Origin of the sequence: Nostoc punctiforme PCC 73102 (assembly GCF_000020025.1) — a bacterium.
GTDB lineage: Bacteria > Cyanobacteriota > Cyanobacteriia > Cyanobacteriales > Nostocaceae > Nostoc > Nostoc punctiforme.
Window position 1 is genome coordinate 6741246 of sequence record NC_010628.1, and the last position, 25305, is coordinate 6766550.

Annotated in this window: 21 protein-coding genes; 14 read left to right on the forward strand and 7 right to left on the reverse strand. The window is 42.9% G+C overall.

Features of this window, described 5'->3' with window-relative positions; translation table 11 throughout:
• Positions 1-257 precede the first annotated feature (257 nt).
• The 7 genes from NPUN_RS27615 (at position 258) to NPUN_RS27640 (ending at position 7256) form a co-directional block, all read left to right on the forward strand.
• Positions 258-494 (forward strand): hypothetical protein, encoded by a 237-nt coding sequence (locus tag NPUN_RS27615; RefSeq protein ID WP_012411711.1) that lies wholly within the window; start codon positions 258-260, stop codon positions 492-494.
• 101 nt (positions 495-595) lie between these two features.
• A complete protein-coding gene (locus tag NPUN_RS27620; protein ID WP_012411712.1) occupies positions 596-3709 on the forward strand; it encodes a phosphoenolpyruvate carboxylase in 3114 nt (1037 codons plus the stop codon).
• Positions 3710-3838: 129 nt separating this feature from the next.
• Positions 3839-4093: a hypothetical protein gene (locus NPUN_RS27625; RefSeq protein ID WP_041565673.1), complete on the forward strand. Its 255-nt coding sequence runs from the start codon at positions 3839-3841 to the stop codon at positions 4091-4093.
• 204 nt (positions 4094-4297) lie between these two features.
• Positions 4298-4603 (forward strand): small RNA NsiR4-regulated ssr1528 family protein, encoded by a 306-nt coding sequence (locus NPUN_RS27630; RefSeq protein ID WP_041566454.1) that lies wholly within the window; start codon positions 4298-4300, stop codon positions 4601-4603.
• Positions 4604-4883: 280 nt separating this feature from the next.
• Complete coding sequence (locus NPUN_RS43675; protein WP_167315547.1) at positions 4884-5060, forward strand: hypothetical protein; 177 nt, start codon at positions 4884-4886, stop codon at positions 5058-5060.
• A gap of 1 nt (position 5061) precedes the next feature.
• Positions 5062-5976 (forward strand): hypothetical protein, encoded by a 915-nt coding sequence (locus NPUN_RS27635; protein ID WP_234710990.1) that lies wholly within the window; start codon positions 5062-5064, stop codon positions 5974-5976.
• Positions 5977-6293: 317 nt separating this feature from the next.
• Entirely contained in the window at positions 6294-7256 is a 963-nt protein-coding gene (locus tag NPUN_RS27640; protein WP_012411716.1) for an aldo/keto reductase, read from the forward strand.
• Positions 7257-7302: 46 nt separating this feature from the next.
• Here NPUN_RS27640 and NPUN_RS41060 read toward each other — a convergent pair whose 3' ends face one another.
• Positions 7303-7482 (reverse strand): hypothetical protein, encoded by a 180-nt coding sequence (locus NPUN_RS41060; protein ID WP_148220364.1) that lies wholly within the window; start codon positions 7480-7482, stop codon positions 7303-7305.
• Between the two features lie 355 nt (positions 7483-7837).
• Between NPUN_RS41060 and NPUN_RS27645 the strand changes: the two genes are divergently transcribed.
• The 4 genes from NPUN_RS27645 to NPUN_RS37915 all read left to right on the forward strand — a co-directional run bounded on the left by NPUN_RS27645 (position 7838) and on the right by NPUN_RS37915 (position 15626).
• Entirely contained in the window at positions 7838-8212 is a 375-nt protein-coding gene (locus tag NPUN_RS27645; protein WP_012411717.1) for a hypothetical protein, read from the forward strand.
• A gap of 246 nt (positions 8213-8458) precedes the next feature.
• Positions 8459-8905, forward strand: a complete 447-nt coding sequence (locus NPUN_RS27650) for a hypothetical protein (RefSeq protein WP_041565674.1) — start codon at positions 8459-8461, stop codon at positions 8903-8905.
• Between the two features lie 708 nt (positions 8906-9613).
• Complete coding sequence (gene dxs, locus NPUN_RS27655) at positions 9614-11521, forward strand: 1-deoxy-D-xylulose-5-phosphate synthase (RefSeq protein WP_012411719.1); 1908 nt, start codon at positions 9614-9616, stop codon at positions 11519-11521.
• 430 nt (positions 11522-11951) lie between these two features.
• A complete protein-coding gene (locus tag NPUN_RS37915; RefSeq protein WP_012411720.1) occupies positions 11952-15626 on the forward strand; it encodes an EAL domain-containing protein in 3675 nt (1224 codons plus the stop codon).
• Positions 15627-15865: 239 nt separating this feature from the next.
• On the opposite strand, the gene NPUN_RS27665 is transcribed toward NPUN_RS37915, so the two are convergent.
• From NPUN_RS27665 to NPUN_RS27675, 3 genes are all read right to left on the reverse strand, one after another.
• On the reverse strand, positions 15866-17047 hold the full coding sequence (locus tag NPUN_RS27665; protein WP_012411721.1) for a catalase family protein: 1182 nt from the start codon (positions 17045-17047) through the stop codon (positions 15866-15868).
• 90 nt (positions 17048-17137) lie between these two features.
• A complete protein-coding gene (locus tag NPUN_RS27670; protein ID WP_012411722.1) occupies positions 17138-18766 on the reverse strand; it encodes a peroxidase family protein in 1629 nt (542 codons plus the stop codon).
• A gap of 78 nt (positions 18767-18844) precedes the next feature.
• Positions 18845-19852 carry a DUF2235 domain-containing protein gene (locus NPUN_RS27675; RefSeq protein WP_012411723.1) on the reverse strand — a complete coding sequence of 336 codons (1008 nt, stop codon included), beginning with the start codon at positions 19850-19852 and terminating at the stop codon, positions 18845-18847.
• Between the two features lie 613 nt (positions 19853-20465).
• On the opposite strand from NPUN_RS27675, the gene mtnA reads away from it, so the two are divergent.
• A complete protein-coding gene (mtnA, locus tag NPUN_RS27680) occupies positions 20466-21527 on the forward strand; it encodes an S-methyl-5-thioribose-1-phosphate isomerase (RefSeq protein ID WP_012411724.1) in 1062 nt (353 codons plus the stop codon).
• A gap of 129 nt (positions 21528-21656) precedes the next feature.
• On the opposite strand, the gene NPUN_RS27685 is transcribed toward mtnA, so the two are convergent.
• The 3 genes from NPUN_RS27685 to NPUN_RS27695 form a co-directional block, all read right to left on the reverse strand.
• Positions 21657-22124, reverse strand: coding sequence for a hypothetical protein (locus NPUN_RS27685; RefSeq protein WP_012411725.1), 468 nt, complete (start codon positions 22122-22124; stop codon positions 21657-21659).
• Complete coding sequence (locus NPUN_RS27690; protein WP_041565675.1) at positions 22121-22390, reverse strand: hypothetical protein; 270 nt, start codon at positions 22388-22390, stop codon at positions 22121-22123. Before NPUN_RS27690 ends, NPUN_RS27685 begins: the two co-directional genes overlap by 4 nt.
• A 206-nt stretch (positions 22391-22596) precedes the next feature.
• The gene (locus NPUN_RS27695; RefSeq protein ID WP_012411727.1) at positions 22597-24018 is read right to left on the reverse strand and encodes an NADP-dependent isocitrate dehydrogenase; all 1422 of its coding nucleotides are present in this window, start codon (positions 24016-24018) and stop codon (positions 22597-22599) included.
• 272 nt (positions 24019-24290) lie between these two features.
• On the opposite strand from NPUN_RS27695, the gene NPUN_RS27700 reads away from it, so the two are divergent.
• Positions 24291-25019, forward strand: a complete 729-nt coding sequence (locus tag NPUN_RS27700) for a GUN4 domain-containing protein (RefSeq protein ID WP_012411728.1) — start codon at positions 24291-24293, stop codon at positions 25017-25019.
• 10 nt (positions 25020-25029) lie between these two features.
• Positions 25030-25302 (forward strand): BrnT family toxin, encoded by a 273-nt coding sequence (locus NPUN_RS27705; protein WP_041565676.1) that lies wholly within the window; start codon positions 25030-25032, stop codon positions 25300-25302.
• Positions 25303-25305: the final 3 nt, after the last annotated feature.

Sequence of the window (25305 nt, forward strand, 5' to 3'; positions counted from 1 at the left end):
CGATTAATCGTGTCTGTACAAAAGCCAAGAGTCAGAATAATTCTATATGACTGACTGATGACTTGTCCTTTAAAGCTAGACTTGCCTTCCACTGCGCTAACGCCCCTGATCGGTGAAACAACCAACAAGCTTATCTCATTTCAATTCCATCTCTTGATCGTTGGAGTTATCCTAGCTCCTAACTCTTAATTCCTATACAGACGCGATTAATCGCGTCTCTAGGTCTCTACTCATATTCCCCTAACCAAAAATTAGCAATGCCTCCTGCCAACGAACAACCCTCAACTAACCTGCCATCCCATCTCGATTTATTTACCATTCCCCAATCGTTCCTTTTACAAATAGGTACAGCGTCTATATTACTGCTGCTCATTACCGGAAAAACCACCGTAAGGGCACTAGAAAGCATAGGGGAAGCCAGTGAAGAATTGTTTCGAGGCGATCGCCTACCCATTCTCGACTTCCCAGAGGAGCGCGAAACTAATCAAACTTAGAAAATATACACCGAATAATTATTTGCTCAGGAATAACCCGATGAGCATTCAGTAGAAAACCTAGAAGCGTAAACAGTTATTAGCTTTACAAGATAGAGAATATGGGTTCCCTTTTATACTCTTCGTCTCAAACTGCGGATATATACCCGGTGTCGGAATTATTTTTGCGTCATCGTCTCCAGGTAGTGGAAGAATTGTGGGAGTCTGTTCTCCGGCAAGAATGCGGTCAAAACATGGTAGACTTGTTGCGGCAGCTGCGCGATCTGTGTTCGCCAGAAGGACAGGCAACAAATGACCAAGCATCCTCAGCCGTCAAATTAATTGAACAACTAAATATCAACGAAGCAATCCGCGCGGCTCGTGCTTTCGCTCTGTATTTTCAGCTGATTAACATCATAGAGCAGGAATACGAGCAAAGGCAGCAACTGAGTCGCTATGAAGCAGAAACAGAGCCTACAGACTCAGAAAGAGCATCTAATGTCAATTACTCGTCCAATCAAAGAGAAGATGATGCGCCTGTTAGCAAGGGAATAGCAGCAGAATTGCTAGCAAAGAACTATCTAGAAAAAGCGCAAGTCAAACCAAAAGGGACTTTCGCTGCCTTGTTTCCCTATTTATTCAAACAGAATGTACCACCCCAGCAGATTCAACGTCTCATTGCTCATCTAGATGTGCGCTTAGTTTTCACAGCGCACCCGACGGAAATTGTTCGTCATACCATCCGAGATAAGCAGCGACAGGTGGTACAACTCTTGCAAAAACTGGATACCTTAGAAAACCATGCTGGTGGTACAGGTGGCGGATATGCTTGGGAAGCAGCAGATGTCCGCGAACAATTGCTTGAAGAAATTCGCCTCTGGTGGCGCACGGACGAACTTCACCAGTTCAAACCTACTGTGCTAGATGAAGTAGATTATGCCCTCCACTACTTCCAAGAAGTTTTATTTGATGGCATTCCTCAACTTTATAAACGTTTCAAACATACACTATCTAATACCTTTCCTTGGCTAGAACCACCAAGTAAAAACTTTTGTTCTTTTGGCTCTTGGGTAGGCTCAGATAGGGATGGGAACCCATCAGTTACACCAGAAGTGACCTGGCAAACAGCTTGCTATCAGCGCAAAATGGTCCTGGGGAGATATATTCAGTCAGTGAAAAATCTGATTGAATTGTTGAGTGTGTCGATGCACTGGAGTGATGTCTTACCAGATTTGCTGGAATCTCTAGAGTTAGATCAGTCCCAGTTGAGTGAGGTATATGATGCACTGGCGCTGCGTTATCGGCAAGAACCCTATCGGCTGAAACTCGCTTATGTACTGAAACGACTAGAAAATACTCGCGATCGCAATCTAGCTTTGTACAATCGGGAAACGCCAAAAAATCAAGATAGTCCCCTGTATCGTTCGGGAGACGATTTTTTAGCTGAACTGCGGATGATTCAGCGTAACTTGACAGAAACAGGTTTAAGCTGTCGAGATTTAGAAAATCTCATCTGTCAGGTAGAAATTTTTGGTTTTAACTTGACACAGCTAGATATCCGTCAAGAATCATCCCGCCATGCTGATGCGCTAAATGAAATCCTACAATACCTGCAAATATTACCTCAACCTTACAACGAACTATCTGAGGAGCAAAAAGTTGCTTGGCTTACAGGAGAACTGCAAACCCGCCGGCCATTAATTCCAGCAGAATTGCCATTTTCTGAAAAAACCAACGATGTAATTGAAACCTTTCGCGTCGTGCGATCGCTGCAACAAGAATTTGGTCTAAATATCTGCCAAACTTACATTATCAGCATGTGCCGCGACGTGAGCGACGTGCTAGAAGTACTACTGTTAGCCAAAGAAGCCAGACTTTTTGACCCCGCCATAGCCGTGGGAACCATTCAAGTTGTCCCCTTATTTGAAACAGTAGAAGACTTACAACGCTCCAGAAGCGTCATGCGGAAACTGTTTGAACTCCCGTTATATCGCGCTTTGTTAGCCGGTGGCTACGAACAAACAAAAACAGAGAGTGTTGTCGTGGATGAAAATTCATCCTCCCTTGCCTCCCCTGCCCCCCCTGCTTCCCCCGCTTCCCCTGCCCCCTCCCCCTCCCCCCTCACCCCTAACTTGCAAGAAGTGATGCTGGGGTATTCTGACAGCAACAAAGACTCTGGTTTTTTAAGCAGCAACTGGGAAATTCATAAAGCCCAAAAATCACTGCAACAAATAGCAGAAGGCTACGATATAAATTTGCGGATTTTCCACGGACGCGGCGGTTCTGTAGGGCGGGGTGGTGGCCCTGCTTACGAGGCAATTTTGGCTCAACCGGGTCATAGTATCAATGGGCGAATCAAGATTACCGAACAAGGAGAAGTTTTGGCTTCTAAATACTCCTTGTTGGACTTGGCTTTGTACCACATGGAAACCATCACCACTGCTGTGATTCAAGCTAGCCTGCTGCGGACAGGGTTTGATGATATTGAACCCTGGAATGAGATTATGGAAGAATTAGCAGCGCGATCGCGGCAACATTATCGGGCTTTAATTTATGAACAGCCTGATTTTGTGGACTTTTTCCATCAAGTAACCCCCATTGAAGAAATTAGCCAGCTACAAATTAGTTCCCGTCCAGCCCGTCGCCCATCTGGTAAGAAAGATTTAAGCAGTCTGCGAGCTATTCCTTGGGTATTTAGTTGGACGCAAACCCGCTTTTTGCTTCCTTCCTGGTATGGCGTTGGCACAGCGTTACAAGAATTCTTGAATGCAGAACCAGAAGAACACTTGAAATTAATGCGCTACTTTTACGTTAAGTGGCCCTTTTTCAAGATGGTGATTTCTAAGGCCGAGATGACTTTGGCAAAAGTAGATATGCAAATGGCACATCACTACGTTCAAGAATTGTCACAATCAGAAGATCAACTCCGCTTTGCTAAGGTTTTTGACCAAATTGCCAGCGAGTTCTATCTCACAAGGGATTTGGTGTTAAAAATCACCGATCACAATCAATTGTTAGATGGCGATCCTGTCTTGCAACGATCTGTGCAGTTACGCAATGGCACAATTGTCCCCTTGGGATTTATCCAAGTTTCCCTGCTCAAGCGCCTACGCCAGTCTATGAATACTAATGCCACTTCTGGAGTCATCCATTCTCGTTACAGCAAAGGCGAGTTACTACGAGGTGCATTGTTAACTATTAATGGAATTGCAGCCGGGATGAGAAATACAGGTTGATTGGGAATGGGGAATGGGGAATGGGAAATGGGAAATGGGAAATGGGGAATGGGGAATGGGGAAGCAGAAGAGTAGAGAGCAGAGGTGTAAAGATGTAAAATTTTTCATTCTCCCCAATTCCGAATGCCAATGATGAAAAACAGGATTTTAATTTGCACTTTTTTGGCGCTATCATCAGGTTTTTTTGGTGCTTACACTAGTGGGCAAATCACCATAATGCTGCATAGCCAAAAGTGTCAAAACCAATCTTGGGGTTTCCAGGTGATGTGCAACGCTTGGATGACACCAGGAGCAATATGGCAAGGTAGCACAACAGGATTATGGACAGGAACTATTTTAGGGGCATTTGTTGGGGGTTTGGTGACGCGACAAGCTCGTGATTAATCTGTTAAACGTGAGTTAGACGAACCTCTACCTGCCTTAAACTAAAGTTCAAGTCTTTCCCTCTCCGAATCGGAGAGGGAAGATTTTATTTAGTAAAACCAGAAAGAGGTTTATTGATTCAGACAATTGCAATTAACCCTCAGCAGGAGAAAGGTGTCAGCAAGGCTGGTAAAATCTACCCATAGCAAAGAAGAGCAAATTACCATGCCTACCGAAACTAACCCAGGGAATCAAACTACTACAGGTGCTGACGCTATTGATGAAGCGATCGCACGGGGAATTGATTTTGACGGTTCTCCCATTCCACCTGCCAAACTAGAACTTTATGGTAAAGTCATGGCGCTAGAGGGTAATAGACAGCGCAGTGGCGTATCTAATACTATGCGATCGCGAATTGTGCGAATTGGTGCAAAACACATTCCCCAAGCAGAACTCGACCAATTACTTGTGGATGCTGGTTTTGCACCCCTAAAAGAAAAAGAAATTGCGTTTTTTTATAGCGGTAAATAAATATAGCAGTACAGCACAGTCAGGTTCTATATATTCGCGGCTACACAAACAAGTAAAGTAGCCGTGAAATTACTGTAAATAAACGAACAATTAACCCATCCATAACCTATCTGTCATCGACAATCCGGTAATCTAATTTCTCACCGAAAGGGCGTGAGCAAGGAGCTAATTCTCCAAAATGCGCTCGCGATCCCAAAGAATAATCGAGGATAGAGATGATGACAAAGGTTGGGTACTCAGTGTTTCAACGCGTCACCACTGCGCGTTTGCTGCGTAAAATATGCTTACTGGCGCTGGCTGTGCCGTTCCTGACAAGTTCTGCAATCGGTTTGGCGACTGCCAACGAGAGGAAGTACGAGTACGAGGGCGAGAACGAGACATACGCCATCGGACTTTGGGGCGATATGCCCTACTCGGATCTCCAGGCGACAACGGGAGTCCCGAACCTAATCGCTGATATGAACGCGCAAGACCTGGCCTTTACTGTCCACGATGGCGACCTAAAGGCGGGCAACTCTACACCCGGCTCGGTAACACCGACAATGTGCAGTAATGAACTCTACACTCAGGCGCTCGGCTACTTCAACTCCCTGAAGGCACCAGCAGCCTTTACCCCAGGTGACAATGATTGGACTGATTGCGATCGCCCCTCAAACGGTGGATTCAATTCACGCGAACGCCTCGACTACCAGCGTCAGGTATTCTTCAGCAATAAATTTTCCCTTGGGCAGAGGCGGCTAGTCCAAGAGGTGCAGACAACACCACTTTGTCTTGGTGTAACAGGTGCAGTGCCCTGTGTTGAAAACCGCCGTTGGACGGTTGGTAAGGTTACTTATGCGACACTCAATATCCAGGGTTCGTGCAACAACCTATGTGATACTGCGCCCGATCCATCGGAGTACGCAGCACGAAACACCGCTGATATTGCATGGATGAGAGAGACTTTTCAAGTGGCAAAAACACGCAATTCGGTGGCGGTTATGTTTATCTCCCAAGCCGATCCGGGCTGGGATCTAACCGACGGAACCAGAGCGCCTTTGCGCGATCCAAAGACCCTCGCGCAAACCGATGGACAGCCTGATGGCTTCAAGGAGTTTTTATTAGCGTTCCGCGATGAGGCGATCGCTTTCCGCAAACCAATTGCCTATGTATACGGCGACTCGCACTACTACCGCGTTGACAAGCCATTTCTGGATGCTCAAGGCAGACGCATTGAGAACTTTACTCGGGTTGAGACATTTGGCGACAATGCGCCGAATGGGACTAACGATGTGAATTGGGTCAAAGTGACTGTAAATCCCCGTAGCCGAGAGGTATTTTCTTATCAGCCACAGATTGTTCCTGGCAATCGAGTAGCGGTTCCGTCTCCTTAACGTCACCCAGTTTCTAATTATTGGGAACTGCAAACATAAAAGTCCAAAACTACAATTTTGAGTTGTCACGGGATAACTCAAACCTTAATTTTCCGATAGTGGCAATTCATGAATTGCCACTACCGCCTGTAGTTTTGCATTATTCCTATCTTTATCTCAGACATTTCAAATTGCCATCGATATTTCGGCTTCTTCAGTCTTTTCCTAATCTGTTCAAAAACTGTATCTTCAGCAAGATATTGTCAATTTTCCCTTGCATTTTGAATTGGCACACGGCTATATGTACTTAAGTAATAGCTGAAAGACTTGGAGAACAGATGTCAGGAACTACGCCAAATTCAGAAATGCAATATCGAGTTCTCGGTAGTACAGGAGAGAGAGTTTCTGCGATTGGATTGGGTGGTTGGCACATTGCCTTAAAACACGTTGATGAGCAACTGGCTATCCGAATTGTTAGAACAGCGATCGATCGCGGCATCACTTTTATGGATAACAGTTGGGATTACAACGGTGGAGTCAGTGAGATTCGTATGGGAAAAGCCCTGCGCGATCGCTACCGTGACAAAGTTTTCCTGATGACGAAAATCGATGGACGCTCTAAAAAAGAAGCAGCAAGACAACTAGACGAATCGCTTCAACGCCTGCAAGTTGATTGCATCGATCTCGTTCAGCACCACGAAATTCTTCGACACGAAGATCCGCATCGAGTTTTTGACGAAGAAGGGGCGAATGCTGCTTTTCTTGAGGCGAAACAAGCCGGCAAACTCCGATATATTGGTTTTACTGGGCATAAAGACCCCTATGTTCATCTTCATATGTTGGAAGTTGCAGCCGCAAACGGGTTTAAATTTGATACAGTGCAGATGCCGCTCAATGTCATGGATGCTCACTATCGGAGTTTTGCAAAGCTGGTTGTGCCAGAACTGGTTAAACAAAACATCGGCGTTCTGGGAATGAAAAGCTTGGCAAACGGTATTCTTTTACGGTCAAATACTGTAACGCCAATTGAGTGTTTACACTATGCTTTGAATCTGCCCACATCGGTTGTGATTACCGGAATTGACAGCATAGAGATTCTAGAGCAAGCTTTTGAAGCAGTGCGGACTTTCCAGCCGATGAATGACGAGCAAGTGCGATCGCTCTTAGCAAAAACAGCAGAAGCAGGATCGCGTGGTGAGTTTGAGCCTTTCAAAACTTCATCAATCTTTGATAGCACTGCCCAAAATCCAGATTGGCTAGGAGAAGAACCACAGCGCCTCCAGCAATTGATGTCAGCATGATGCTTTTTTAGTGCTGTCTCTGGAAGAGGTTCACACATCGACTATGCTACCACTGATATCTTTCTGGTTTCATTCGCTCCCAAGCAAAATTCATTTTTACCCAAGCATCCCGCCAGTAACTTTTAAAACTATGCCCTCCGGCTCTGAGTGCGCGATGATGACCAATCCAGACTAGAATCACTGGTACAAAACTCAGCATTAGCCTTGTAGTAGGTGTACCACTCATCAGATGTTGTGATTGAAGATAAAGTAGGTAAGAGTTTATGAGGATTCATTAAAACTCCAAATGTGTGTGGCATTGTATTGTTTTAATGATTCCCAAAACTGACTCTAAACTCCTTAGACTGTAATTGCGATCGCTACGTTATCTAATGCAACCTTCTGCAATGCCATTGTTTTGACTGACAATGCTATTGTTTCGGCTGACAATGCCATTGCTTCGACTGACAATGCCATTGTTTTGACATGCAAAAATTAACTCACGGTTTTTTAACCTTGTTCGATCTAAAAATCTCACTTTATTGCTAGTTTTTTTGTCCCAATGGGCACATTAAAGGTATATCCTATACCAGTATATTTATATGACCACCCAAGATAGAACACGCCGTTTGCCCTCTCAATCAATTAGTCAAGATATAACCTCATTGCACGGTTTGCAAACTATCACCACATACAATACAAGCCGTGCTGATGCGTCTGTAGCAAATTTACAGCAAGCTTATCAGACTATGTTGGCGCAGAAACAAGCCGAAACCGAAAAACTAACTTTATACCGTGCTGCTACTGATGCTGCACGGTTAGCAGAATGGGAATTTCATAATGCTGTATTAGCGATGAAAGAAGTTGTACGCGGACAATACGGTTCGGATAGCGATCAAGCCCAAGCAGTTGGACTGAAGAAAAAATCAGAACGCAAACGTCCCAACCGGAAAAAGTCAGTTGCAATCGCAATTTAATTAATTGAACAGCGATCGCTAACTTTTACCCAAGTGCGTTAGCATAGCTCACCGTAGGTATCGCCCGTCCATATCTAAAATCTGTCTTTGATTTGCAGCAAAAAAATCTTTCCTAAAAATTCAATCTATCAAAATAGTGAATTCTTTTCATAACTAATGATGTAAGAACTTCTATCTAGGGATCGATATGGTGAATAAGCTAAATAAAGTAGATTTAGTATACTAAATCACATGAGATTGTATTGTATGAAATCGAATTATTTTACAAAACAGCTATCCACCGTAAAACGCTGGATGACTACAACACTGTTTTGTATGTTAGCAATCGCTTTCGTTTGGCAAGGTGCGTTTTTCTCGAACACCTCAGCAATGGCTGAACCTACTGCAACCTTGATCGCATCAAAAGACGCAGGCGATAAAGTTCAAGAAAAAACCAGTAAAGATGCTGGACGAGCCAAAAATTTTATCGACGATACGGCAGATAAAGTTAAGGATGCTGCCAAAAGTAATGCCAGTAAAGTTGACCAAGCAACAGACGGTGGTAGTTTTGCTGAACGCAAAGCAAAAAGAGATGCGGCTACAATTCAGAAAAGAGCAAACGAAGATGCATCTCGGACTAAAGAAGCAGTAGACAACACAAAGAATGTTGTTGAGCGTACCGTTGATAACATCAAGGATGCTTTTGGTAAATAGCAATCTAATTTGATTTCGTTCAAATCAAAAGGCTTAGATCCCCGATTTCTCAAATAAATCGGGGATCTTGTTGTTGAGGAAGATTATTAAGTAAATAAATACTGAATGTATTTAAAATAGTTAAGTATTTTTAAATACATATTTGTTGCACCTAGATTAACTAGCGATCGCAGATAAAATTAGCTGCTATAGAACTCATATTTTGATTTTTAAAAAACTCAGTACAACTTAAAAAGCCTTCTTTACCTCTTGCCTCTTGCCTCTTGCCTGCCCACGCTAGTAAGTATGGCTACGGCACGCGAATAAGAGAAAAAATAATTGTTAAATTGTTTGCTAGCAATTAGGCTGCTCGTCGTATAGCTGGAAACAGAATATTTAACTTTCTTTTTTAATCGTTTAAAAAGCCAAAAGCGAGCGAGCTAGTTAAGGAATTTCCGCAAAACAATTTTGAAAAGTTGATTTTATATACAAATCATGTAATCTATTTAAGTGACATTACTTATTGACAAATGTGCTGTGGCTTTATGTAATTACAACCTGATTTTGACAATTTGTTAATGGTTAACAAATTTTCCACCATTATTAATTACGAAGTTATACTTTCCACTACAACTTAGTAACAATGTAAGAGTGTGATTATATGGACAACCCGACCGTGGGAAAATCAAAATACTGAAAAAGTGAAATTAGAGAGGAAAACACTATAATATGCACTTGAGCGAAATCACCCATCCTAATCAGTTGCACGGTTTATCTGTTCGCCAACTGCAACAGATTGCCCGTCAGATTCGAGATAAGCATCTCCAAACCGTAGCAGTTAATGGTGGACACTTGGGGCCAGGGTTGGGTGTTGTAGAATTAACACTAGGACTTTACCAGACACTGGATTTAGATCGGGATAAAGTGATTTGGGATGTAGGACACCAAGCTTATCCCCACAAACTGCTTACAGGACGCTACGATCGCTTCCACACCCTTAGACAAAAGGACGGAGTTGCAGGTTATCTCAAACTCTGTGAAAACAAATTTGATCACTTTGGGGCTGGACATGCTTCTACAAGTATTTCAGCAGCATTAGGCATGGCTTTAGCGCGAGACTTGAAAGGCGAAAAATTTAAAGCCGTCGCTGTTATTGGGGATGGGGCGCTGACTGGAGGTATGGCATTAGAAGCCATCAACCATGCGGGACACATGCCAAAAACTAACCTGTTGGTTGTTCTCAACGACAACGACATGTCCATATCTCGCAACGTCGGCGCAATTCCCCGCTATCTGAACAAAATGCGCCTCAGCCAGCCGGTGCAATTTATTAAAGATAATCTTGAGGAACAATTTAAGCAGATTCCCTTCGTGGGTGAATCTCTGTCTCCCGAACTCGGACGCATCAAAGAAGGTATGAAACGTTTGGCTGTTCCCAAGGTAGGGGCAGTGTTTGAAGAACTCGGCTTTACCTACATTGGACCAGTAGATGGGCATAATCTCGAAGAATTGATTACCACCTTTCAACAGGCACATCAGATACAAGGCCCTGTTTTAGTACATGTGGCAACAGTGAAAGGCAAAGGCTATGAAATTGCTGAACTAGATCAAGTTGGCTACCACGCCCAAAGTCCCTTTAACGTTGCAACTGGCAAAGCTATTCCTTCTAATAAACCCAAACCTCCAGCTTATGCCAAAGTCTTTTCTCACACTCTGGTAAAACTTGCCGAACAAAACCCCAAAATCGTTGGGATTACTGCGGCTATGGCAACGGGAACAGGTTTAGATAAACTTCAAGCCAAACTGCCCAATCAATATGTTGATGTCGGCATTGCTGAACAACACGCAATCACCCTAGCAGCAGGACTGGCAACTCAAGGAATGCGCCCCGTAGCTGCCATTTATTCTACCTTCCTGCAACGTGCTTATGACCAGATAATTCATGATGTCTGCATCCAAAATCTGCCAGTGTTTTTCTGCCTAGATAGGGCAGGAATTGTCGGATCTGATGGTCCCACTCACCAAGGTATGTATGACATCGCTTATCTGCGTTGCATTCCCAATATCGTCATCATGGCACCCAAAGACGAAGCAGAACTGCAACGTATGGTAGTAACTGGTGTTAACCATACCAGTGGCCCGATCGCTATGCGCTACCCTCGCGGCAACGGCCACGGCGTTCCCCTGATGGAGGAAGGTTGGGAACCTTTGGAAATCGGTAAAAGCGAAATTCTCCGCACCGGCGATGACGTGTTAATCGTCGCTTATGGCACAATGGTTTATCCAGGGATGCAAGCTGCTGAAATTCTCAGCGAACATGGCATTGAAGCAACTGTAATCAATGCGCGTTTTGTTAAGCCTTTGGATACCGAGTTGATTTTGCCTTTGGCTAAGAAAATCGGCCGCGTCATTACCTTAGAGGAAGGTTGTATTATGGGTGGCTTTGGTTCTGCGATCGCTGAAGCCTTAATGGATGCAGATATTCTAGTTCCAGTCAAGCGATTCGGTGTACCAGATGTGTTAGTAGATCATGCTGAACCCAATGAATCTAAGACAGAACTAGGTTTAACTAGTCATCAAATAGCAGAAAGAGTTTTGCAAGCTTTCTTTAAGCAGCAAGTATCTGCTGTGGTTTAGTTAATTCTTAGTAGAATGAATCGCCCACACTTGTGACTCAGGTGTGGGCGATCGCTAGATTGAATTTAGGAAAACTTTCCTACTTAACTAAGTAATAACTAAGTAAGTGGGCGTAAATAATTGTCGTTGGGATAAGGCAATAGGCATCAGTAGCAAATTAACTCAGAAAAAAATTTGTTAATTAGCTCAAAATCTCTGTTTATGAGGTTAGGCTGTAGCCAATGTTGAGTAACTTGCTTGCACAGTTGGTTGTACCCGTAATTAAAAAAGCACTTGGACATTGACAAGTATTAAATAGTACCAAGCATCTAAATCAATATTTTTGTTTTTATTACACTTAGAATTAAATAATATTGTAAGAATTTCGGACAATAAATTAAGTATACTTGGCAACTATACAATTTAGAAAATTTGTGTTTGAGACAATTTGATGCTGGAATTCTGGAAAAGCCTTTTTGCTTACAAACAGTTTATTCCCCACGGTCATTGCTATCTTTGGAAACCAGAATTAGTGGGGTTGCATATTGTATCCGACAGTTTAATTGCGCTTGCTTATTATTCCATTCCGATCGCGCTAGTTTATTTTGTCCGCAAACGCCAAGACTTTCCTTTCAACTGGATATTTCTGCTATTTGCAACATTCATTATTACTTGTGGTACTACCCACCTGATGGACATTTGGACGCTATGGTATCCAACTTATTGGTTGAGTGGGTGCATTAAAGCTATTACAGCCATAATTTCCCTGTACACAGCTTCTGAACTTATACCTTTAATACCAAAAGCACTTGCTCTCCCAAGTCATGCACAACTGGAGATAGCCAATCAAGAACTAGAGCGGGAAATCAGCATACGCAAACAGGCAGAACTTGCACTACAAGAGCGTGAAGCTATGTTGCGGCGAATTAGCGATAATCTGCCCAATGGGGCAATTTATAAGGTAATCCGCGAATTGGATGGTAGCGATCGCTTTGACTATATAAGCGCGGGGATTGAAAGACTGATGGAAGTCAGAGTAGAAGACGTACTGAAAGATTCAAGTTTGCTCTATCGCCAGTTTATCCCAGAAGATGTACCACTCCTCCAGGCAGCAGTCGATGAATCTCGGCGGAATTTCTCGGTGTTTGATATACAACTGCGAATTCAAACGCCCAGCGCTCGCCTGAAATGGCTCCATTTTCGTTCCACGCCACGCCAGTTGCAGGATGGTCGTGTAGTTTGGGATGGGCTGGTGGTGGATGTCACCGACCTCAAACGTGTTGAAGAAACACTACGCAAGAGTGAAGCCTTATTAGAAGAATCTCAGCAAGTTGCTCGTCTTGGTAATTGGGAGTTTGAACTTGCCACTGGCAAAATTACTTGGTCAAAGCAGCTGTTCGACCTTTTTAATCGAGATCCCGAACTTCTTGAGCCGAACTACCAAGAAAATCTGCAACTGTACTGCCCAGAAGATGCAGGAAAATTAGCCCAAGCTACCGAGCGGGCAATGTCAACTGGCGAATCTTACCAACTCATTCTGCGCGCATCTCCAATTTACGGGTCTACTATTTATATTGAGGGGATTGGACATGCAGAATTCAACGCGGATGGAAAAGTAATTCGCCTCTATGGAACTGCCCAAGATGTTACAGAACGGCAAGCCGCACTCAACAAACGCAAACAAGCCGAGGAAGAACTCCGACGCAGTGAAACGCTGCTAGCTACTGCTCAAAAGATTGCCCATCTGGGCAGTTGGGAATGGCACTTAGGGTCTGAGAAACAAATTTGGTCAGCCGAAACCTTCCGCATTTTCGGTCTAAATCCTGCTGAATCAGTACCGACGCAGGCTACATTTCTCCAGATGCTTTACCCAGAAGACCGACCAGTGTTGCAGAGGCATCTACTACAGGCGATCGCTAATGGCAACCCTTTCAATCTTGAATATCGCATTGTCCAGCCTGATGGCTCATTGCGCTACCTGGAGTCGAGAGCAGAGGTAGCTTATGATACTCAAGGTAAGACTGTTAGACTGTATGGAGCTATTCTAGATATTACAGAACGCAAACAAGCAGAAATTGCTCTCAAACAAAGCGAGATTCGCTACCGTGCCATTGTCGAAGATCAGACTGAATTCATTGCCCGATATTTACCAGACGGCACAATCACCTTTGTTAACCAAGCTTTTACACGTTATTTTGGGCGATCGCCAGAGCAACTGATTGACAGCTGCTATCAACCGATTATCTTTGAGGCCGATCGAGAGCGAGTTGCTCAATTAATAGCTGCAATGAATGCTGATAATCCTGTTGCCATCATTGAGAATCGCGTGATTCTGGAAGATAGTGTGCGTTGGACTCAGTGGCATAATCGGATGCTGTTTGACGAGCAAGGATGCTTTATAGAATTTCAAACGGTGGGACGGGATATCACAGCCCTCAAGCAAATTGAAGAAACGCTTTTTCAAGAAAAAGAATTAGCTCAGGTGACGTTGCAATCGATCAGAGATGCAGTTATTACTACAGATGCCTTTGGTAGGATTCAATACTTGAATCCGGTTGCAGAATCTCTGATCGGATGTAGTGAAGCATCCGCAAAAGGGGTGCTGTTAGAAGAAGTCTTTAGAATTGTGCATGAAACGACACGGGAGAAGGTTAAGAACCCAATTGAGCAAGCGTTACAGGAAAATCGAATTGTGAGTTTAGCAAACCATACCGTCTTAATTACCGGGAGGGATCAAGAGATTGCGATTCAAGATTCAGCTGCGCCCATTCGTAATCGTGAAGGACAGGTTATTGGCGCGGTTATGGTGTTTCATGACGTGACTCAGAACCGCTTGCTTTCACGTCAGCTATCCTGGCAGGCAACCCATGATGCCTTAACCGGATTGGTGAATCGCCAGGAATTTGAGCGGCGCGTTGAACAAGCACTGCACGTTGCCAAGTTAGACTACCAGGTTTATACGTTGTGCTATTTGGATCTCGATCACTTCAAAATCGTAAATGATACCTGTGGTCATGTGGCTGGAGACGAATTACTGCGTCAAATTACTGTCCTCTTACAGGAGAAGGTTCGGAAAACTGATACATTGGCACGGTTCGGGGGCGATGAATTTGGCCTATTACTCACTCAATGTACGCTGGAGGAAGCTTTACGAGTTGCCAATAATCTGCTTTCCTGTGTTCAAGAGTTCCGATTTGTTTGGCAAGAGCAGGTATTCTCAATTGGAGTAAGTATCGGCTTGGTCGTTATCGACACGAATAGCGAGAGCCTTGCAGAGATTATCAGCACGGCTGACGCAGCTTGCTATACCGCCAAGAACCGGGGACGGAATCGCGTGTACGTTGCTCAGACTGACGACCAGGAGCGGCTGCAACAGCGCGGTCAGATGCAGTGGGTCGGCCGCATTTCTCAGGCTTTGGAAAGTGATTGGTTTTGTCTTTATGTTCAAAGGATTGCCGCTATTATCCCGACAGATCAAAACGGCGACCATTATGAAGTCCTTCTGCGGCTGCGGGATGAGCAGGGAAAATTAGTGCTGCCGATGGCGTTTATTCCAGCAGCAGAACGCTACAACTTGATGCACCTGATCGATCGGTGGGTGATTCGGACTCTGTTCAAGAATTGGTCAAGGGTTGTTGACAATAAACAAAGCATCTATGCAATTAACCTTTCTGGCTCTAGCATCAATGACGATCGATTCATTGACTTTCTGCATGAGCAGTTTACCCTACACCCCATCTCACCCCAGCATATTTGTTTTGAGATTACCGAGACTGTAGCGATCGCCAATCTGCTCAAAGCCAGGCAGTTCATTCAAAAGCTTCAACGGATGGGCTGTCGCTTCGCATTAGACGATTTTGGGGCAGGGATGTCGTCCTTTGCCTATCTAAAGTCTCTGCCTATAGATTACCTCAAAATTGACGGGAGTTTTATTCGTAACATTGTCGAAAATCCTGTGGATAATGCGATCGTGACAGCAATCACGCGTATTAGCAGTGTCATGGGTATTCAGACGATTGCTGAGTTTGTGGAGAATGACGCTATTTTAGAGCGAATTACGGCACTAGGAATTGATTACGCACAGGGATATGGCATTGCAGTACCTCACCCATTGGGGAAAATATAGCCTGTTCCCGTAGCTGCTTCTCTTCCTTAGATTAAGTAAGTTGGTAGAAATAAACCAAATTATGTTATGAAACATAAATAGTTTTAAAGTTCTTACTAATGACCACTGACAAAGGACAGCCTTTGCCAGTTAGCTTTAATTGCGCCAACCTACTTAGCTATAGTTTTAAAACACGCCCTAGTTAAAGTCACTTGTAAGTCAAGCCTCGAAATTACAGCATTTTGTCATTGCTTGAAAAATCAAACAGTTGGTTCCTGGTATTTGACTCCTCGTTTTTGATGACGGTCATTAGCAACGATAGGATAAACAATGCTGCGTAACCGATTGATTGCACCGACAGGACGATGCACTGCTAGACCATTCCCAGGAGAAAAACTGAGATTTTCTCCAAAGTCATTTGCTTGGGGATAATTAACCTTTTGATGCTTAATTGTTAGGCGACCAACTGTAAAGAAGGGTGATTCCTCTTCATTCCAAACAATGGTGGTATCATCAATAGACATTTCTGGGCTGGTTTGAAATTGGATTTGAAAATCCCAATAGTACTCAGCATCAGGCTTTGCTAAAGCTTGAATGATATCCTCTCGGTAGTAGTTGTCCTCTGAACCTGATGCTTTGGCAAGCTTAAGCTCACTTTCTGATCTCGACTCAAGAGGAAATTGTTGATGAGGTGGTTGACTGGAAACCGGAGTAAATCCATATTTAATCACAGCCGGATATTCCACAGGAACTCGACCTGGTTGGGATGGGTCAAAACCAGATTTGAGTCCCACAGAAAATGCTGAAGCACTCCAATAACGTTCTTTAAGTAAACTCTTGGGAAAACGTTTGAAACTAGTTTGTAAAAGAGTGGATTCGTAGGGATGCAACTTTAGCCAAAAAAGTACCAACAGCTTAAAAAGCGGAAACAGCCCTGCTCGATAAACCGTCAAAAAGAAGCTGTGGAAGTCTTTGATGGTTCTAACAAAAAAGAATTCGGTATTGTGGGTAATAATATCTTGAGTTTTTAACTCGTGACTTTGCGATAGTCGTTCTCCTTCTACGCCGATCGCTTTTACGGCCATGGAGCGCGTATCTCCTTCATAGTCATTCTTGACTGAAAACGCGCCATTGGCAAATCGTAACCAAACTGGATATTGTTTTGGTGTGGCAAATAAACCTTGTTTGAGGGAAATGGCAGAAAGTTCCGCTTCAGATAATGAGGTGCGTTTGCTCAATTCTTGCTTAATTGCTGCTTCATCAAAGTCAAAGATTTCTAGAGTTCCTTGAACAGCGGCGTGGGTTTTAGAATGGGTATCTCTCTTTGCAGTTTTTTTCTTCTTACCTCCGTAAAGGTTTTCCATATTCTTTTTGACTAACTCACTCATGAGATCGCAATATTTGAGTTCGTCTTTTTCGGGATATTCGGTAAAAAGCTTCATTTTTTTACAAGTAGATTTAATAATATGGCGATCGCTTTCGCAAACCAGCGATCGCACTCAAAGCTGATGTGGAATCAATCTTACAATTTCTTAAAGGTCAAAAGTAACTTTGTACTTCTTGCCTGATGGAGGAACGTTGCGATTCACTAAATCTGATACAGTCTTGGTATTTTGAAGAATTTCCCAACCTACAGGAGAAAAAGTTTCTTTATTGAAGATATTGGGTGATAGTAAAGGATTGGTTAGCGCCTGAGAAAAGGCATCGATCCCAATTAAGCGTGCTACTAAAGCAGGGATAGTTGAATTTTCCCGCCCATCCTCGGCGTAAAGCCCCACAAAGAACTCAATCTTATCAACATGACCATATAATTCTTTGAGTTTCTCTTGAGCAAATTCATTACCAGTAACTTGCTCAAATCTCGTCACTCTGGGGAAACCGCACAATTCTCGATAATCGTTGTAGCTTGCCAATTGTAGTTGCCTTCCTAATCTGATTGAAGGTAACTCGGTTAACTCCACCAATATATCAGGGGTGTTAAACAAACCAATTTTTGTACCTGGTTGAGAGCAAGTTTCTTCCATCAATGCCCCTAAACCTTGGTCAATAAACATCTTATTGTTCCAAAGAGATGTAACAATATGGGTTGGTTTACCGTTATAGTTAAACGTTTCTGGAATCGCACTATGCCAGCGATAAACAAAGTCAAACTCAATTGCCATATAGTTGGGACGATGCCAACTTTCCTTGGTAAAAGCTTCTGGATCGGCAAACAACTTAAAGTGATAAGGAGTGATGTGGTTAATGTACTCTTCCATGATGATTTTTAAAATAATCGCCATGAGAATATTTCTCGATGTTTGGAAGAGGCGTTCATCATCCCAATCTGGATAATTGCGTGCTAATTCATCACAAAGACGATTATGTTCCCGGAAACATAGAGTATTGAGCATTACATAGCCAATTTGTACGTTTGCTCGTTCTACTCCCATCGCAAACATATATTGTTTTTTGTCTATGGGCTGTCTTTTTTCATCATTAATGGGTTCATAAAGTCCCTCAAATTCAGGTTTAACCTTATCCTGTGCTGGATCGGCATAATAGAACAAAGGATATTCTTCTTCTACACCATCTTGGCGTTTGAGTTTCTGAGTCTTTAATTTACCTCCTTGAAAACTTCTTAAAAGATGTGTTTGTTTTCTGGTTAAACCATAAACATTACACAAATCAATTTCGTGGTTGGAAGTATTTTTTAGTTTATTGTAGTGATTAAGGCGAAGAAAGCTATCTGTAAACCACTGCACCCAATAGGGAAACAGCATGGTTGATTTGCCAGAATAAATAGTTTTACCGTCTCTTTTACGGAATAAAATAGCTAGGTCTTCAACTTTGGGTAGATTACCCTCAGCGTTTAACTTGGGATCGGGTGGTAGATGCCTTCCTGTATAAGTGCGATCGTTGAGCGATTCCCAGGAAGTATAAGTATCAGTTTTCTTAGGAATATTAGTATCAGGAATATGCTCATCCAGAGTCATCATACTGTAGGCATTAGGACGAGTCGGAATTTTGTAGATGAGACTATTGAGTAGAGTTTTGTTAACTTTACGTTTTATAAATTCGTTACTTTGGAGAAGTTGCCAAAGTCCTTTAAAGTTAGTTAAAACTAATGTTTGAATTTTGTTACCTAACCCGTCTTTGGATGTATCTCTTTTCCCAGCCATAATTATTTTTACCTTTTTTCACTTTTGGATTCAATGCACCCGAAATTTCTCTAATCCGATTACCTAAATTCATTCAACTTATTTCAGTTTGGAAATAATCTTTTGTAGATTTTTGGGTCGATAGTCTTTGCGACTTCTCAAACGGTTGATCGTGCTTTCATGAAGGTCTTCAATGGCATCGCTAACCTCACGAAACTTGATTCCTGCCAATTTAAAGAATCCAGCATCGTTCTTAAAGTCGCATTCATAATTGGGGTTAATACCTGTGGGAATCACACTTGTATCGAAGTCGAGTCCCAATTTCATCTCACCGATGGAATCAATCATCCACTGTAAGGCGGCATCTGATAACCCGCTATGTTCTTTAGTTCCACCACCAACGCAGCCATGTGCGCCTGGAAACCACTTTTGAATCACTCGCTGGTTTTCAGCATCCGGATGCTTTGTCATGGGAGTGACATCAAAGACTTCACGAATTTCGTCAATGGCCACCGCGTGCAAGGCATTCTGAACACATTTGTTTAAAGTAGTGTCATGGAATCTGTAACGCTTATTCAGTTGCTCGTTCAACTTGCTGAAGGCAGGTATCCCAGGAATACCAAGGGCTCCAACAGTATCAAAACAACCTAGCAAGGTGATAGGGACGCGATCGCCGTAAGCTTGACGGTATTCCACAGCTTCCCGATCTTTTGGTTTAACACCTCGTTTACGGTAAAGCTCATAAGCTTCATGGGCTTTGGTGACATGGGGACGGTCTAGAAGACCGGAGCAATAGATCATCCCCGCTAAACTTCTAACTGTGTAAGCACCACGACTGAAACCGAACAGATAGATTTCGTCACCAGGAACATAGTTTAGGCTCAGAAATCGGTAGCCATCTTCTATATTTCTATCGATTCCTAGTCCGGTAGCTCCCCCTAAAACCTTTTGACCCTCGGCTCCAACCCCCTCGTCATAAAATACGATTTGTGTAACTCCGTCACTAGCCATCGGTTTTACCGATTGAGCTAACTTAACCACATTGCTAGGGTAAGCACTTGTTAATTGTTGCCAGGTTCCATCACAGCAGATAACGAGACGTTTCATATTGTTATTTCAAAGTTTTTGATTAATTAGATCAACTTTTTATTAAAATGCGAATTTGGCATAGATTTAGGGCAAACGCATTTAATTTATCAACTATATGTCTAGTTTTATAAATGCTTTAGCGAAATATCCTCCCACCTTTTTAATGAGAATGCAAGGACAGTTAAGACAGTTAAACAAAAAATTAATTAAATAAATGTTAAGTAATATCTGCCCAGCAAAATCATCCCAAGCCATAACAGTCTTCTTTGATTTTTGTTCGTGCAGCGTGGCATAACCATATTTATTTGGGTGAGCGCAAGCGCGATAGGCAAGCAAGAGGCAACAGGAAAAAAGGATATTTTAGTTGGATCTAAGTTTGCAAAAATTTATTAAATATAAGTAAGTGGGCGTAAATAATTGTTGTTGGCAATAGGGAATAGGCAATAAATAGGAAATAGGCAATAGATATAAGGATTTTAGTCTAGTTAATTTTTATTTACATAGCTTAATCTTATTGTGCCAGCCTACTTAAGTCCTATAGAAATAGTCAATTGAATTTTGGTTTTTAAAATGAAATCATCAAGGTGCATTAAAGTAAAAAATATTGTCTATCCATTAACTACGTTTTTCTATGACACTTTCTACAAACCATGTTTATCCCGTTATTTGGCACAATGGCGCGGTGTCACTAATCGATCAAACTCGCTTACCCAACGAATATACATTTGTGGAAATCCACCGCAGTGAAGATATGGCACGGGCGATTAAGACTATGATTGTCCGAGGTGCGCCTGCAATTGGTGTGGCTGCAGCTTATGGAATGTATCTTGGCGCAAGGGAAATTGAAACTAGCGATCGCCACGAATTTTTGCAAAACTTAGATAAAGTAGCCCAGTTGCTAGGTTCTACTCGTCCGACGGCGGTAAATTTATTTTGGGCAATTAGTCGGATGATGAAAGTTGCTAAGGAAACGTTGGGAACTGTTGAAGACATTAAGCAAACCCTTTTCCAAACAGCCCAAGCAATCAACGTTGAAGATTTGCAAACCTGTCAAGCGATCGGCGACAATGGTTTGACAGTTTTGCCCGCTAGCCCTGAAAAGCTGACACTACTTACTCACTGCAACGCTGGGGCGCTAGCTACGGCTGGTTATGGCACAGCTTTAGGTGTTGTGCGTTCTGCTTGGAGGGAAGGACGTTTAGAACGTTTATTTGCCGACGAAACCCGTCCTCGGTTACAAGGTGCAAAACTCACCGCTTGGGAATGTGTGCAAGAAGGTATTCCTGTGACATTAATTACTGATAATATGGCAGCCCATTGCATGAAGCAGGGTTTGATTCATGCTGTAGTTGTGGGTGCCGATCGCATTGCTGCTAACGGTGACACTGCCAATAAAATTGGTACATACAGTGTAGCGATCGCAGCTAAGGCACATAATATCCCTTTCTTTGTGGCTGCACCCCTTTCTACCGTTGATTTTGAATTAGCCGATGGCAGTAAAATTCCCATTGAGGAACGCGATCCAACAGAAATATATCAAGTTGGGGATACTATTCTCACACCTGAAGGTGTGGATTTTTACAACCCAGCTTTTGATGTGACTCCGGCTGAGTTGATTACAGCCATCATTACAGAAAATGGAGCGATCGCACCTGGGGAATTGGTGAAATTACAGTTAAAGCAATTAGTGTAATTGATGGGTAAATAACTTCGTAGTAAGGACTTTAGTCCTTGATTTTCTAAGCACTAAAGTCCTTACTACAAACATTCAATTAAAACTAGCTTGACGAACTACTAGAAGTTCACTTCTCCCTGTCTTAAACTAATCCAGAACTTTTCTTCTCAGCCTTTCTAGTTCCTCATCTATATCTTCCTCATCCATCTGAGAAAGTTCCTGTGCTAGGTGAGCCTGACGCTCTAAAGCCTCAGATTTCGCTGTTGTCTCACTTGCTGCAAATGCCTTTTCCCAAACCTCCCATTTATCATTGCGTTCTTCAAGTTTCTGTATTAGTGTTTTTGCATCAGGTAGAGTCGAAGATTTTATAGGACTACATAAAACTTTAGTAGTCTGATTTTGAAAATCATAGACAATATCAAACACCTTAAACTTGCGCCAAGAGCTAGGCTTACGTGTCTCATCTATTGGTAAAATTAAAGTTTCACCAATTCGAGGAAGCCACTTACAATTTGAAAGTTCAGCCACCATTTTGCTGACTGTATCAACACTCCAAACAATACGCAGCTTGAAATCTTGAGGGTTGGATGTCGAAAAAGGCGCATTATTTTTCATTGGTCAATGCCTTTCTCCTTGTAACAGTCCTCTAGTGATTTCCTGTCACCAAAAGCGTGTTTAGATTCGCAGGCATTGATTTTAGATCGTGTAGCGGCATCATCAAACGACCTTACTAAGGGCGTTTTAGCCACAAACTCATTGAGTAAAACACCAAAAAAGATGAATATAGCTGGAACCAGTACAAATAGAAACAGAAGACCTTGGACAATCATTTGCTTCTCGGAAGACTTGTCTGGTTCTGGGGATTTTTCTTGACCACTCACGATTACACCACGACTAACTGCTATATCTAGCAAGCCCAAAACCAATTAGTATCTAACCACTTGTTAAAAAATTTTCACGTTCCAAGCTCGAATATACTTTTATCCCTAAAGTTCAAGTCTTTCCCTCTCCGATTCGGAGAGGGATAGTTTTTGCGTAGTAAAACCAGGGAGAGGTCTTTTGATTCGACTAATTACCCCTAGTAAACTTAACCAAAATGCTGAATAATTGCGTCGGCAAATTCAGAACATTTTAAGGGTTCAACAGGTGGTTCTAGCAACCGAGCTAAATCGTAGGTGACTTGACTATTTGCGATCGCATCGCTTAAACCCTTCTTAATTAGGTCTGCGGCTTCTTGCCAACCCAAAAATTCCAGCATCATCACACCAGACAAAATCACTGAACCTGGATTAATCCGATCTAAGCCGGCGTGTTTGGGTGCAGTGCCGTGGGTAGCTTCAAATATGGCACTAGAATCACCAATATTCGCCCCTGGTCCCATTCCCAATCCACCAACAATGGCTGCGGCGGCATCAGACAAATAATCACCGTTCAAGTTCATCGTCGCCAAAATCGAATACTCATCCGGTCTGGTTTGGATTTGTTGAAAAATACTGTCAGCAATCCGGTCATTCACCAAAACTTTCTCTTTCCATTTGCCATCGCCGTGGGTTGCCCAAATTGTGTTAAGAACAGTTTCAACTTCCTTGACAACTTGCGCTTTCTTGTCTGGAGTTAGATTATCAAACCCAGGTTCAATCTGGCGGGCATTTTCTTCCAAGGAAATATTCGGATTTTTTTCCTTGTTACTCAAAATCCAAGATTCCTGTTCAGTAACAGTTTCTTGGCGAAATTCGCTGGTTGCTAGTTCATAACCCCAATCGCGGAAAGCGCCTTCGGTGTATTTCATGATGTTGCCTTTATGCACCAAAGTCACTTGTTGCTTGTTTTTGGGCAATAGCAAAGCGTGTTTGATGGCACGTCTAACTAGACGCTGGGAACCAGTTTTGCTGATGGGTTTAATGCCAATACCAGAATCAAGAGGAATACGTTTTTTTCCATGTTCTGGGGTGGCGGGGATTAGTTCTTCATTGAGAATTTTAATTAAGCGATCGCCAATTTCGCTACCTTGTCGCCACTCAATGCCTAAATAAATATCTTCCGTATTTTCTCGATAAACAATTACATCCAGCTTTTCGGGATTTTTGTGGGGAGAGGGCGTACCTGCATAGTAACGGCAAGGACGCACGCAGGCATACAAGTCAAAAATTTGTCGTAGTGCCACATTTAAAGAACGAATTCCTCCCCCAACGGGAGTAGTCAAAGGCCCTTTAATAGCGACACCGTATTCTTCAATTGCTGTTAGAGTATCTTGAGGTAAATACTGATAAGTACCATATAAATCGCAAGCTTCGTCACCAGCATAAACCTTGAACCAGCTAATTTGACGCTGACCCTTATATGCTTTGGCTACCGCAGCATCGAGAACTTTTTGGGTAGCAGGCCAGATGTCTATGCCTGTGCCGTCGCCGCGAATAAAAGGGATAATTGGATTGTCCGGTACGATTGGTTCACCATTTTTGAAGGCGATCTTTGCTCCGGCTGCGGGGGGGGTAATCTTTTCGTACATCGTTCACACACTCCTAATCGATACGCTGCTATTCAAAAAACCTTATGTGGCAGGCTTGTATATTTTGCTATGTCTTTTGTTCCCAAGCCATAAGGCAAAGATTTTCCCCCTATTCTCCTTGTACATTATTTGGGGATTAAGTGTGGGATTCAGTGAAGCGATCGCAATTTTGTACGATTAAAAATAGTAAACTACTTTTCGCTATCAGTGCTTCACTTTAAAGAAGCCTAATAGCTTACCGCTCTTTCACTGACCGCTAAAACAAGAATGGCATGACAGACCCAATGATTTTATCAGGCCCTGCAAATGACATCGACTCCCTCCGACGACCGTTAATGGCTGGGTCTGAAAAAGTCCAACAGCAGATAATCCCACAATTAGCTGAGTTGGGTAATGAGGGATTAGACGTGTTGATGGAATTTTTACTGAAACGACGTGAGAACCCAGCTACTTGGGTTGATGGCAAAGCTTACCAAGTCCTCTATAACTCCGATGCACCTCAAGCCAAAGAATTTTTACGCTCTTCTTTTCCTGAGGGAATTGTACCTCTAAAATCGGAGTGCGGGATTAACTACAATTCTTTGCAACAGCTACTTGCTGCTCAAGACTTCCAAGCAGCCGATCGCGTCACCATCGAAAAAATGTGTGAACTATCAGGGACAACGGCTGTACAACGAAAATGGTTGTACTTTACTGAGGTAGAAAATACCTCGGCTGTTGACTTGCAAACCATTAACAATCTCTGGTTAGTCCACTCTGAAGGTAAATTTGGCTTTTCAGTGCAGCGAGAAATCTGGTTAAGTTTGGGTAAAAATTGGGAGAATTTCTGGCCGAAAATTGGCTGGAAAGCAGGTAATAACTGGACGCGATACCCTAACGGGTTTACCTGGGATTTGAGTGCGCCTAGAGGTCATTTACCCCTCTCTAATCAGCTGCGGGGAGTACGAGTCTTTGCTTCTTTACTCTCTCACCCAGCTTGGTCGAAGAATCCAGAAAAATGATTATAATTTCATGAAGTTCGAGTGGGACGAAAACAAAGCGGCAATAAATCTTTTAAAACATCAGGTTTCGTTTGAAGAAGCCAAAACTGTTTTCGACGATCCGCTCTATGTTGACTTCTACGATCCAGACCACTCTGATAATGAGGAGCGTTACCTTATTATTGGAGAATCAAGTCGGGGACGCTTACTAATCATGTCGTATACGGAAAGAGGAAATTCGATTCGTCTTATTAGTGCAAGAGAAGTAACACGATCCGAGCGAGAAGCATACAAAGAAGGGTAAGCC